Source organism: Deltaproteobacteria bacterium, from assembly GCA_021737785.1.
Lineage (GTDB): Bacteria > Desulfobacterota > DSM-4660 > Desulfatiglandales > Desulfatiglandaceae > AUK324.
The window spans coordinates 72,401-85,400 of record JAIPDI010000010.1; the positions used below are offsets into that span (position 1 = coordinate 72,401).

The following is a 13,000-nucleotide window of genomic DNA, read 5'->3' on the forward strand; positions in this document are numbered from 1 at the left end:
GATGGGCGACAACGGCAAAACGGAAAGGGTGCTTGAGGGATCGGAGGCGGTCGCCTTAGCAATAAAGGCGTGCCGTCCAGGTGTGATATCCACTTATCCGATTAGCCCCCAGACACATATCGTTGAGGCCCTGGCGAGGATGGTTGTGAATGGTGAGTTGGAATCCGAATATGTGCGGGTAGAGTCTGAATTCTCTGCGGCCAGTGTCCTGGCCGGTGCTTCAGCAGCGGGCAGTCGCTCTTATACGGCCTCTACATCTCAGGGTCTGTTGCTCATGACAGAGGTAATCTATGCGAGTGCAGGGATGCGGCTGCCGTTTGTCATCACAGGGGTTAATCGGGCGGTTTCAGCGCCCATAAGTATTCAACCAGATCATCAGGATGCCATGAGCCTTCGGGATTCGGGAATCATTCAAATTTATGTGGAGAGCAGTCAAGAGGCCTACGATACCCACATTGCCGCCTTCAAAATCGCGGAGGATCCCAGGATAGCACTCCCGGTAATGGTCTGTATGGACGGATGGATACTGACCCATTCCTATGAAAGAGTTCGTCTGGTTGAACAAGAAGAAGTGGACCGATTTCTGCCTCCTTTTAAACCTATCCATTTCTTGGATGTGAACGATCCCAAGAGCTGGGGACCCATTGCTGATGAAGATCTGTACATGGAGTTCAGATACGCCATCCATGATGCCATGCAAATGGGAAAAAAGAGGATCAAGGAGATTTTTTCTGAATGGGCGGATATCAGCGGTCGGGATCACGGAGGGCTCATTGAGGCATACAGAACAAAGGATGCCGAAATCGTTCTGATCGCAATGGGATCGGTAGCCGGCACAGCCAAGGACGCTGTGGATCATTTGCGAACTGGTGGAAAGAAAGTAGGACTGATTAAAATTCGCTGTTATCGTCCTTTTCCGTATGAAGACATCCTGAAAGCCATCCAGGATGCGAAAGTGGTTGCGGTTATGGAGGCCAGTTTCTCCATGGGAAGTGAAGGTGCCATCGGTCTGGACCTCAAAGCCAAGCTTTATGGCCGATCCAAAACTCCGGTAGTTATCGATATGATAGCCGGCTTGGGGGGGAGAGTAATCACCCGTGGGACAATCTATAAAATTGTGGAACAGGTTGAAAAAGCATGTGAATCAGGAGCTGTTCCCTTTGAACCCTATTGGATGGATTTGAAACCGGAAGTCTTACCGTAGAGGAAAACCAAGATTGAGTGAGAAGAACGCGGTACAGGAAAAGGATCTGTTTGTTTCCGGGCATAGGGCCTGCCATGGATGCGGACAGGCATTGGCCGTAAGGCATATTCTTAAAGCCACCGGCCGGGACGTCATAGTTATTACACCCACTGGATGCCTCGAAACCTTTACCTTGACCTATGGGTATTCTTCATGGCGTGTTCCGTTTATGCACCATCTTTTCGAGAACGGGCCTTCCGTGGCGACGGGTGTTGTTGCCGCCCTGAAAGCACAACATAGAGACCATATCAGAGTATTGGTGATCGGAGGAGATGGGTCAACCTTTGACATCGGGTTCGGGGCGTTATCCGGTATGCTGGAACGGGGAGATGATGTTCTCTACATTTGCATGGATAACGGGGCCTATATGAATACAGGCGGTCAGCGCAGCGGTGCGACACCTATCTATGCCGGAACGACGACCCATCCTGTGGGGAAAAAATCCATAGGAAAGCCTCAACTGAAAAAAGATATGCCAGCCATTGTCGCCGCACATGGTGCCCCTTATGTGGCAACAGCCTCAGTTGCTTACCTGAAAGACCTGCGACGGAAAGTCGAACAGGCGATGACCTATCAGGGTCCCCGGTATATCCAGATCGATGCGCCCTGTCCGTCGGTTTGGGGCTTTCCCAGTGATCGCACACTGGAAATTGGAAGGCTGGGAGTGCAATCCGGTCTTGTGCCGGTCTTTGAGATGGTGGATGGCAGGATTACTGGCGTTCGCAAAATTAGGACAAGGGTCCCCCCACGTGAATACCTAAGTGCCCAGAGACGTTTCAAGCACCTACTGGAGGGAAACAGGGCTGCGCGGGAGGGGTTTGAAAAGATCTGCGCCATGGCGGACTCGAATATAGAGAAATACGGTCTGATGGACTAGGGCAGAAGTATGGACGGTATACCCGGATACGAATTCTCCATGGTAAATAAGAACTCGGGCGCCGGGCCGAAAAGCGGCGGTGGCCATTCGCTTGCGTGCGCCTAAATAGTGGTATTGGCGGGCACCAGGGGGCATTTTGGTAGCATAGGCGTTTGAGATGGAACAGAAGAGGATTGGTTTGCTGAGGTGCCTAGCTGGGGCGTGCACCTAACATAAGGACAACATCAGGGAAAGGGGGAATGCCAGACCAGGTAAACAAGAAAGTATGGGGGCAGGAGGCTGGAAGTACCGGAATGCGGATTGGATGGCTCCCAGTCCAGAAATAACGGGAAATGGGTCCCATCGTGCATTTCGGCAGGAAGTTGACCGCATTACCTTAGGCAGAAAGGAGCAGAAGGATGAAAGGGATACTCAAAACGACGATTCTATTGGGCATGGTCGTGGCGCTTATGGCAGGCTTTTCCATAGGTTCTCCTGCTGCCGCTGACGACAGCATTAAGTTGGGCATTATCTACGCCATGACGGGTAAGGGCTCGGCTCTTGGAACCAAGCAGATGGATTCAGCCAAACTGGCAATAGAAGAAATTAACGGTAAAGGTGGGGCTGACTTCGGCGGGAAAAAGGTCAAAATCGAGGCCATTTACCAGGATACAGAAACCAAGCCGGACGTGGCTGTCAGAAAGATGAAGTCCATGATCAAGGATAACGGCATAACGGCATTGATTGGCGGGACGTTTGCCCATGTATCTTTAGCCATGAACGCCCAGAGCAAAAGAACCCCTATTATCTTCAACGCCACAAACGGTGTGCCGGAAAAGATGTTCACCAAAGAAGAAAAAGGGCCATATAGTGTGTCCATGATCCCACCGGCAGAATCCATCGGTAGCGGCGCTTCAGCCTATGTGACGGAAGTGATGAAAATGAAGAACATTGTCCTGTTGCTTCCGGATTATGCCTATGGCCATGGCGCCCTCAGAGGTCATGAAAATGTGCTCAAGAAAATGCCTGATGTCAAGTACCAGGTGATCATGACGCCGGTCGGAACTGCCGATATGACCCCTTATCTCATTAAGGCGATGGAGGCCAAGCCGGACATCGTCATCATGGGCCAATGGGGAAACGATGCCATCAACATCCTCAAGCAGGCGTATGAGATGGGCCTGGGAAAGAAAACCAAGATTTTTTTCCAGTGGATCGTCAATGTCTTTGCCACAGGAATTCCCGCCGAGGCCTTAGAGGGGGTCATGTGTCAGATGTTCTGGTATCACGATATGACCGGATTTCCGTTCCCAGAGGTGGTTGAGGCCGCCAATTCCTTTACTGCCAGATATCGAGCTGCTTACGGCGAACCTCCGGATCCCTATGGCTGCAGCGCCTACATGGGAGTGTATGAAATCGTCCGGGGCATGGAACTGGCCAAATCGACCGACCCCAAAAAGGCCTATGATGCGCTCATGGCAAATCCCGACTGGAGTGGACCCAAAGGCCCGGCCAAATGGATGATTGACGGGAATCCGAGATATAAGCACTCCTCTTTTATCGCTAAGGGCCTGGGCCCCCAAGAGCGGAAGGATCAAAAGTGGGACTATGTCAAGGTGATCGACTCCTACCGGGGCAAATACTTCCAGAGAACACCCCAGGAGCTTGGGTGGTAGGAGCCTCCAAAAGTAGAAGATGCGGAGGTGATAAGGAGCGCGAGGGGGCTTTCCCCCCGCTCCTTCACACGGTTGTTGAACCGTTGTAATATTCAGGGAAAATTACCATAATATCTTTTACCCCAAAAATGTTAGGATACAGCTATAGGTGATGGTAATTATGACCTCTTTAGCGACCAACCGCCTGTCAATACTAGGATTATGATAGCTGCCATCACCTCCGGCCGGTAGGAACCGGCAATGCCGGACCGGAATAACATGATTGATGGGTGCCGGGTTCCATGACAAAGTCGCCATGTCCGCTCTAATCGAAACAGAGAACATCAGCAAGCACTTCGAGGGCCTCGCCGCGGTCGAAATGGTCAACTTTCGTGTTGAACAAGGCCGTGTGGCAGGGCTCATCGGGCCTAACGGATCCGGCAAGACCACCCTTTTTAACCTGCTTTCCGGCCTTTTTCTGCCTACCAGGGGAAAGGTCATCTTTCAAGGAAAAGACATTACCAAGTCAGCGCCCCATAAGCGGGTGGGGATGGGTATAACCCGGACATTTCAGCTGGTATCGGTATTCAACTCTCTTACGGCCTGGGAGAATCTGGTCCTCTCAAACATCAAGTCTAAAGAAAAACATCGAACTGTTCGTAACTTCTATTTTGTATCCGCCCAGAATAAAAGGGTACAAGAAGACTGCCTGGCCGCGCTCGAGCTGGTTGGACTTCAGGAAAAGGCCGCTGTTCAGACATCGGAGCTTTCCTATGGAGACAAAAGGATGCTTGAAATCGCCATCGGGTTGTCTCTCAAGCCCACGCTGTTGCTTCTGGATGAGCCGTTGGCCGGACTGAGCGATCATGAAATTGGAGGGGTATTGGACATCATCCACCGGGTCAAGGAGAATTTCACTCTGGCGATTATTGACCACAAAATATCCAAGATTATCAATCTAGTGGACTCGCTCAGTGTGATGAATTACGGCCGAATTATTTGCGAAGGCCACCCCGAACAGGTCCTGTCTCATCCCGCGGTAAGGGAATGTTATTGGGGAAAGGAAGAGAACGGTTGCTCGACGTAGTAGAAATCGACGTGGGCTACGGTCATGCCGTGGTCCTTCATGACGTCTCCCTCCAGCTGAAAAGGGGGGAAATGGTCTTTGTCGTCGGCCGCAACGGAGCGGGAAAAACAACCCTGCTAAAAACCATAAGCGGGATCATGAAGCCGAACAAAGGATTCATCACCTACGAAGGGGAGGATACGCGTAACCTGAACGCAGAAAGACTTGCCAGGCGGGGCATCCGCTTCGTCGCCCAGGATAAGAAGGTATTTGCCGGTTTGACGGTACGAGACAATCTCCAACTTGCTGCCCATGCCAGTGGAGAAAAGATGGAAGAGGCCCTTCAAAAAGCCACAAGCATCTATCCGGATATGTCTAGATTCATGGACAATAAGGCAGGAAAGCTGAGTGGAGGCCAGAGGGAAATCCTGCTCATCGGGCGTGCACTGGTGGGGTCTCCCAAACTTCTGCTGATCGACGAGCCAACCGAGGGCTTGGCCGCCATCGTCATTGAAGATATTAGCCGAATATTGAACCAGCTGAAGGCAAAAAACGTCTCCGCCATCATTGTGGAACAAAACCTTTCTCTGGTAAAACGTCTAGCCGACCGAATCTACGTGATGAAAGAAGGGAAGGTCATCAAGGAGATTGCGGACAGGTCCGAAATGGAGGATACCGCCGATCTGGAAAGTTACCTGTAAGGGGGGACATATTGTTGGGCACTGATTTGCACAAACCGTACATACAGGCAGCCAGAAAGGGTGTCGTGTGGCGCGAGATAACTATCATTGCAGCCGCTTTCTTGGTATTGACACCGTTCCTGGCCGTTCATAGGGTGACAGACTTCATGATTTTCTGTATCTATGTCATGTCCTTCGATCTCCTTTACGGGTATATGGGGCGATTGTCTTTCGGTCAAATGCTATACCTGGGTACCGGCGTATATGTGTCCACGCTCTTCTCCCTCCATGTCAGCCCCAATCCCATATTATCCATGCTTGCCGGTATCGCCGGGGGGGCAATTGTGGCCGGGATATTGGGTTTGATTGTGGTCCCCCTTTCGGAAGCGCCCTTTGCCTTGACCAACCTGGCATTCAACCAGGTGGGGTTCTTCTTGATTGGCTCTGCCTTCCAGAGGGTTACCCACGGCGAAGATGGCATATCGAGCGGCGTGGAACCGTGGGGGTTTCTGGATTTTGCCAATGAGTATGTTGCTTATGGATTCGTATTGGCATGTCTTATCCTTGCATTTCTTGTGCTCAAGACACTCACCCGTTCCCCCTATGGGATTCTCATCCGATCCATCAAGGAAAACGAGGTCAGGGTCAAATTTCTGGGGTACCATACCTTCTTCTATAAATGGCTCACCTTTGTGATTGCTGGCAGTTTTGCCGCACTCGCCGGAACCCTGTATACGCTGTATATCGGATTTGTCAGCCCGGTATTTATCCATCCGCTGAACAACGTGGAGGTTATTTTTGCAGCGCTCATTGGCGGCGCCGGCAACCTTTACGGCGCGCTGGCGGGCGGTGTTTTCTATATGGTTCTGCGCGACAGTCTTTCCACCCACATACCCCAGTGGGAATGGATCTTAGGGATACTTCTACTGATAGTCGTCTTCTACCTGAGGGAGGGTATCACCGGCTTCGTCAGGTCTCTGACCCGAGGGATCTTGCGCAAGATGGCGCAAAAAAAGGCAATGGAGGAGGCATAGACCGGCATGATCCAGACCTTGCTATATGGAACCACGATCGGTGCCATCCTCTATTTCTTCTCCATCGGGCTTTCCATCACGTTCGGCACCATGAAGATCATCAATTTCGCCCACTGTATGGTTTATACGCTGGGCGTCTATTTCTTCATCACCCTCCTCCCCTTCCTTGGTGGAATTTTCCCGGCAGCCCTTGCCTTTGCGATGCTGATGGTCGTGCCGGTTGCTTACGTCATGGAGCGGTTCGTCATCCGGAGACTTTACGGAGAATCCCTTGACTACGCCATGATCGCTACCTATGCAATGCTTCTGATCGGCACGGACGCCATTAAATGGATATGGGGCAACACACCACTCCCGGTTACCGATCCCTTAGGTACAGCCATGACCGTCTTAGGTGTCTCCATCCCTGTGTATCGCGTCATCATCGTGGCCAGTTCGGTGGCCCTTTTTCTGTCGCTGAACGTCTTTTTTAAGAAAAATATCATTGGCAAAATCGTCATCGCGGCGCTGGACGATAACCAGGGCGTCAGGTGCCTGGGGTTGAATGTGGATCGCTACTTCTCCATTGTATTTATCATCGGGAGCGTCCTGGCCGTACTGGGTGGCGTGCTCTACGCCCCTATCTCTGCTGCAGAGCCCTACATGGGCCATGACATCCTACTCATTGCCTTTGCCGTGGTCATCGTGGGAGGCATGGGAAACCTCACAGGCACATTTGTCTCCGCCTTTGTTCTCGGTATGGTCATCGCCCTCACCGGCCGATATTACTCCCAAGCGGCCGATACCATGGTATTTGTCGTCATGGCGGCGGTGCTTATCTTTAGAGGATCGGAGGGCTGACCGAATGAACCTGCCGAAAGGAAAGGATTCTGCCGTGGAAGAAAAATCATCACTGGATGCCCTGATGAGCCAAGCCGAAAGGACGGTGGCTGATTGGAGGCCTACTACGCTTTATTTCGGCGAAGGGGCTATCGCCAAGATCGGGGATATTGTTAAAAGACACGGCCGGAAGGCCCTGATCATCACTGGCCGCGGGTCAATGAAGGCGGCAGGCTATCTGGATCGAATCGGCACGAGTCTGGACAAAGCATCCGTGACACACCGTGTTTGCGAGGGTGTTGAGCCCAACCCGAGCAAGGAGACGGCCTATCGCATCGCATACCACCTTTTGGCAGGCGGCTTCGACTGCATGGTGGCCGTAGGCGGGGGATCGGCCATGGACGCGGCAAAGGCCGCGGGCATTCTGGCTACAGCAAAAGAGGGCGACCTGGATGATTATTTCGGCGTGGGCCTGGCTTCCGGTAAGATTGAAAGGATTATGCCTCTGGTCGTGGTGCCGACCACCAGCGGTTCGGGAAGCGAGGTCACCAGGTTTTCAGTGATCACAGACACCCGGCTGGGAGTTAAAAAGCTGATGATCGATCCGGCCATCGTGCCTCATGAGGCAATCCTGGACCCGGAATTGACCTATACATGCGACCCTCACGTCACAAGGGTCTCAGGATTGGACGCCATGACCCACTTGATTGAAGGCTATTTCAATGAAGTGGATGAAGGCGCTGACCCCCAGTGCAACGAGAGGGCCTTGCTGGGTATAAAACTTCTGTTTGAGGCGCTTCCAAAAGTGGTGCAGCATCCCGAAGACAGGGAAGGCAGAAAAAAAATGGCCATGGCCAGTCTGCTCGGGGGTACCGTGCTCTATTTTAAACAGGCAGGAGGACCACACCTCAATTCGTTCAGTTGGTGCAATGTCATGGACCACGGAGAGGCCTGTGCCGTAATGCTCCCCTATTATGGCGCATACTACGCGCCGGTGATCGCCCAAAAGATGAGAAGGGTCTGTCAGGCCATGGGCATTGAAGGTTCGGGCGACGTGGCCAAAGACTTTGCCGAAGGGCTGCTGGATTTCTATAAGAAACTGGGTTTTCCCGTAACCCTAAAGGAATTTGATGGATTTTCCGAGGGGCTTATCGAAAAGGCCGTCAATGATGCCGCTCAGAATAAGATGAAATTGGAGGCCATGCCGCGGCCGGTCCCCATTGAAAACAGCGCGCGGGTTCTCCGGACGATTATCGAGGGTGCATATACAGGTTCACTGGAAGAAATATTGAAGCTCTAAATGGAGAATGCAGCCCATTAAGCTTCGACCGATATGCAGGGATGGGGATCTGTACAAACATCAGTTTTAATGAATCTGTTTTAGGCCGGTCGCCGTCAGGCGGGCAACAACGGTAAACAGTTCTTGCAACACCGGAAAAGCCATTTCTTTCCTTAGGTTGGCTCTATTAGCCCTTGACAGGAATGCCTTCTCACATAGATAATGAAGGCAGATAAATACTTGTGGCACATTTGGGGGGAATGATCATGCCAAATGAAATGTTTTACACACCGGACGATTTGGGGCAGGCATGTTCCCTGCTGTCGGATCTCGGCGACAGGGCCATCATCATTGCAGGCGGCACCGACCTGATGCCGAGGTTCAACCGCTATCGACGCAGGCGATCAGAAGTACTGGTCTATATCGGTAAGCTCGACATGGACTTCATTCAGGAGATGAACGGCCGATTGGTCATCGGGGCCGCTACACCATTGTCCGATATCACAGCATCTCCGATGGTGAAAGAAAAGTTGCCTCTGCTGGCCCGGGCCTGCGAAGAGATGGCATCTCCGGCCGTGCGAAATGCCGCCACCCTTGGGGGTAATCTGATGACCAATGCCAGAAACGCCGACGGCGTGGCTGCGCTGATGGCGCTGGGCGCCACCGTAGTGACCGTCTCAAGCAGTGGGGAAAATCGGATGCCGATCGACCAATTCGTTTTGACGCCTAAGAAGGAGAAGCTTGCTGACGGCGGCATTGTCAAGCAGTTCGAAGTCCCCTGCCTGGCCGACACCGAAAGATGGGCATGGGAAAAACTGAAGCAGAGACAGGGTGACGGCAGAAGTGTTGTGTCGGTGTCCTTGCGGGCCAGGATGGAAGGGGACATTTGCAAAAGCATTCGCCTGGTTCTCGGAGCCATGGCCGCCCATCCGTTTGTGTCGAAAACCGCTGTTCGACTCCTGGAGGGAAAACCGCTATCCCCGGACCTTGTAGACCGGGTGGCAGAAGAGATCCTCGGAGAAACCAATGCCGCCACAGATACCCGGGCCACCGCCTGGTACAGGCAACGGGCGGCCCAGGCGTTGGTAAAACGCGTTCTTGCCCAACTTTCATGATGGAGAGGTAACATGGCATTACTTGAAATCAAGGTCAATGGAAGAAAATACCAAGTGGCGGTCGATGCGACGACCAGCCTTTTGACCGTCTTGAGGGAGCACCTGCATATTACCGGTCCCAAAGTGGGTTGTGAAACCGGGGATTGCGGGGCCTGTTCCGTCCTGGTGAACGGCAAGCTTCGACGCGCCTGCCTTACGAACGCCCTGACCATTCAAGGGGCCGAAGTCGTAACGGTCGAAGGGGTTGGCGGCTCGGGACGACTTCACACCCTCCAGAAGGCCTTCTACGAAAACCATGCCACACAGTGCGGGTTCTGCACACCGGGGATGATCATGGCCTCCAAGGCCTTGCTGGATGAGAATCCCAACCCTACAGAAATGGAGATCAAGGAGGCCCTTTCAGGCAACCTGTGCCGCTGTGCCAGTTACCCCAACATTATCACTGCGATTAAGAGTGCTGCCCAAAAGGTGACCGATGGGGGAGGTGACCGATGACCTACAAGAGTGTTGGAGAAAGCAAACCCAGGTACAACGCCCTGGCCCACGTGACCGGCGAGGCCCGATACGTGGACGATATCTTTATTCCGGGGACCCTCACGGTCAAGGTGTTGCGCAGCCCGGTACATAAAGGAATTATTCGAAAACTCGATATTTCCAAGGCCGAAAAAATGCCCGGCGTCTATGGGGTGATTGTTGCTGCGGACGTGCCCTGCAATACCTATGGCTACCTGACCCTGGATCAGGCAGTCTTGGCGGAAAAGGAGATCCGCTATATGGGTGAGCCGATCGCCGCCGTGGCAGCAGATACTGTGGAGATCGCCAACGAGGCTCTCGATCTGATCGAATTCGACATCGAAAAGCAGACACCGGTTTTTGACCCTCTCGAGGCAATGAAGCCGGATGCACCGAAAGTGCGGCCGGAGGGAAATGTCCTGATGGTGGGCGGCCGGCCGTATCGTCTGGTATATAACGGCGACATTGAAAAGGGCTTTGCCCAGGCGGACGAGATCGTGGAGAACACATTCTTCTTCCCCTCACAGGAACACGCGCCTATCGAACCGCAAGTGAGCTTGGCCGTACCCGAGAAGGATGGACGACTGACCATTCATACCGTCACTCAGGGCATGCATTTTCTCTTGAAACAGATCCAGCGCATTCTGGGGCAGGGCGAGGATCTGAGCCATCGCTGGTCCGAGCGGATGCAATACAGTTCCCGCGGCGGGCATTTGGGCTGGAGTGACATCAAATATGTGGGCGGTAATGTGGGGGGTGCCTTCGGCGGCAAGACCGAGCTTCACGCCGACGCCATTGCCGCTCTGCTGGCACTCAAGACCGGGAGACCCTGTAAATGGCGCTGGACGCGGGAAGAGGAGATGCTCCACTCGGCTCGACATAGTCCGTGGCGGATTACCTTTAAAGACGGCGTGACCAAGGACGGTCGCATCGTGGCCCGTCAGGTCTTCACCTTGCATGACGCCGGGGCCTACACAGGGTTTAGCTCCTATGTGGTGGACAAGCACGCCTTTTATGTGGCCGGGCCCTACCATCTGCCCAACGTTCAGGTGAAGTGTTCTGTGGTATACACCAATAAGGCGCCCACCGGTGCGATCCGTGGCTTTGGGGTGACCCCGGGCACCTACGCCTGTGAGATCCAGATGAACATGATCGCCGAAAGGCTGGGCATGGACCCGTGGGACCTCCGTTTCGTCAACGCCATGCGAAACGGCGACCAGCTGGCCACGCGGACCAGGCTTGAAAGCGTCTACCTGATCGAAACCATGCAGAAACTGGCCGAGGTGGTAAATCACCCATTGAACGAGAAATACGCCACTTTAACGTCGGCTCCGAGGGAGACATAACATGAAAAAGCGGGGAAAAGGAATTGCCATGGCCTTCTATCCCACCGGAATGGGTGGGGGAGGTGATTTCACCAATGCCATCGTCAAGATCAAGCCCGACGGCACCGCAGATCTCATTATGGGGACCGTAGAGCTGGGGCAGGGTGCAAACACGGTGCTGCCCCAGATGGTGGCGGAAATACTGGGCCTCACATACGAGCAGGTCAGGTTCATCAACGACAATACCGACACCTGTCCCATCTGCTTCGGGTCGTTTGCCAGCCGAGTCACCTACTTTGCCGGCAATGCCGCAGTCGAAGCGGCCACAAGCGCCCGCGAAAAGCTGTTTGAGATTGCGGCCCCGGACTTGGACGCGCCGCCCGAAATGCTTGAGGCGGCAGACGGAATGATCCGCATTAAGAGCAGACCGGACAAGGCCGTTCCCATAGGAGATGTGGCCACAAAGGGGCTGTATGAACTCCATCAATTTGTGGTCGGCACCGGCACCTTCGGGAGACCCCGGTCGATTCCTGACCCGGAAAACGGCGCTTGCGATCCTCTGGCGACCCTGGCATGGGCGTCGGTGCAGATCGAGGTGGAAGTGGATACCGAGACCGGTATTGTGACGATCCTGGACAGCAAGAGCGTCTATGACGTGGGCAAGGCCATCAACCCGGCACTGGCCAGACAGCAGGTGGAAGGCGGCGCCATCATGGGCATGAGCTGGGCCACACTCGAGAACCTGTACCCCCAGTATCCATCGCCCAACTTCCAGCCCCGCTCCTTGGGGGAATATATGATTGCCACGACCATGGACATCCCGAATATCGAGACATTTATGCTGGAGTGCCCTTCGCCGCTAGGGCCGTTCGGCGCCAAAGGTATCGGCGAGATGACCGCCAATCCTCCGTCCCCCGCCGTGGTGAACGCGGTACACGACGCGATCGGTGTCTGGATAACGGATATCCCGATTACCCCGGAAAAAGTGCTGCGGGCGCTGGAAAAAAAGAAAAAGGAGGAGAATGACGGATAACCGACAGCAGCACTCCATACCGTTGCCTAAATTATTGGGATGCAGCTCTCCATTAAGCCTCTGGCGGCTTTTTGTCATTTGCTCGGTGAGTTTCTCACTATAAATCAATCTTGCACCTGATCGTTACATATCCGGTGTGCCACACGGCGGCAGGTGCTCACCCTATCAAGCCTCTCCAAAGCCCTCCAAACTGCAAAAGTCATTTCGAGGTGGTTCAAACGGCAACGTGGCGAGGGTACCTCCTTTTCACCTCTAAGGCAACCACAGGATGTACGATTGCCGATCTGCCAACGCCAGGTGAAACAGCCTCTCTCTCCGCCCTTGCCGCATAGAAGAGAAGAATGGGCGGGATACGCATTGCCATGCCCGGTCCGCTTAAAAG

General features: G+C 53.6%; 12 protein-coding genes. All 12 read left to right on the forward strand.

Annotated elements, in window-relative coordinates:
• Position 1 precedes the first annotated feature (1 nt).
• A complete protein-coding gene (gene porA, locus K9N21_07205) occupies positions 2 to 1,204 on the forward strand; it encodes a pyruvate ferredoxin oxidoreductase (GenBank protein ID MCF8143689.1) in 1,203 nt (400 codons plus the stop codon).
• A gap of 13 nt (positions 1,205 to 1,217) precedes the next feature.
• A complete protein-coding gene (locus K9N21_07210; protein MCF8143690.1) occupies positions 1,218 to 2,120 on the forward strand; it encodes a pyruvate ferredoxin oxidoreductase in 903 nt (300 codons plus the stop codon).
• Positions 2,121 to 2,518: 398 nt separating this feature from the next.
• Positions 2,519 to 3,775 (forward strand): ABC transporter substrate-binding protein, encoded by a 1,257-nt coding sequence (locus tag K9N21_07215; protein MCF8143691.1) that lies wholly within the window; start codon positions 2,519 to 2,521, stop codon positions 3,773 to 3,775.
• A 322-nt stretch (positions 3,776 to 4,097) separates the two neighbouring features.
• Positions 4,098 to 4,841: an ATP-binding cassette domain-containing protein gene (locus tag K9N21_07220; protein MCF8143692.1), complete on the forward strand. Its 744-nt coding sequence runs from the start codon at positions 4,098 to 4,100 to the stop codon at positions 4,839 to 4,841.
• Positions 4,829 to 5,521, forward strand: a complete 693-nt coding sequence (locus K9N21_07225; GenBank protein MCF8143693.1) for an ATP-binding cassette domain-containing protein — start codon at positions 4,829 to 4,831, stop codon at positions 5,519 to 5,521. Before K9N21_07220 ends, K9N21_07225 begins: the two co-directional genes overlap by 13 nt.
• Positions 5,522 to 5,667: 146 nt before the next feature.
• Positions 5,668 to 6,534: a branched-chain amino acid ABC transporter permease gene (locus tag K9N21_07230; protein MCF8143694.1), complete on the forward strand. Its 867-nt coding sequence runs from the start codon at positions 5,668 to 5,670 to the stop codon at positions 6,532 to 6,534.
• Positions 6,535 to 6,540: 6 nt separating this feature from the next.
• Positions 6,541 to 7,374, forward strand: coding sequence for a branched-chain amino acid ABC transporter permease (locus tag K9N21_07235; protein ID MCF8143695.1), 834 nt, complete (start codon positions 6,541 to 6,543; stop codon positions 7,372 to 7,374).
• Positions 7,375 to 7,378: 4 nt separating this feature from the next.
• Complete coding sequence (locus tag K9N21_07240; protein MCF8143696.1) at positions 7,379 to 8,653, forward strand: iron-containing alcohol dehydrogenase; 1,275 nt, start codon at positions 7,379 to 7,381, stop codon at positions 8,651 to 8,653.
• A 245-nt stretch (positions 8,654 to 8,898) separates the two neighbouring features.
• Complete coding sequence (locus tag K9N21_07245; protein MCF8143697.1) at positions 8,899 to 9,747, forward strand: FAD binding domain-containing protein; 849 nt, start codon at positions 8,899 to 8,901, stop codon at positions 9,745 to 9,747.
• Between the two features lie 12 nt (positions 9,748 to 9,759).
• Positions 9,760 to 10,242: a (2Fe-2S)-binding protein gene (locus K9N21_07250; protein ID MCF8143698.1), complete on the forward strand. Its 483-nt coding sequence runs from the start codon at positions 9,760 to 9,762 to the stop codon at positions 10,240 to 10,242.
• Positions 10,239 to 11,606: a molybdopterin-dependent oxidoreductase gene (locus tag K9N21_07255; GenBank protein MCF8143699.1), complete on the forward strand. Its 1,368-nt coding sequence runs from the start codon at positions 10,239 to 10,241 to the stop codon at positions 11,604 to 11,606. The genes K9N21_07250 and K9N21_07255 overlap by 4 nt, the downstream gene beginning before the upstream one ends.
• A 1-nt stretch (position 11,607) precedes the next feature.
• A complete protein-coding gene (locus tag K9N21_07260) occupies positions 11,608 to 12,618 on the forward strand; it encodes a molybdopterin-dependent oxidoreductase (protein ID MCF8143700.1) in 1,011 nt (336 codons plus the stop codon).
• The last annotated feature ends 382 nt before the right edge of the window (positions 12,619 to 13,000 follow it).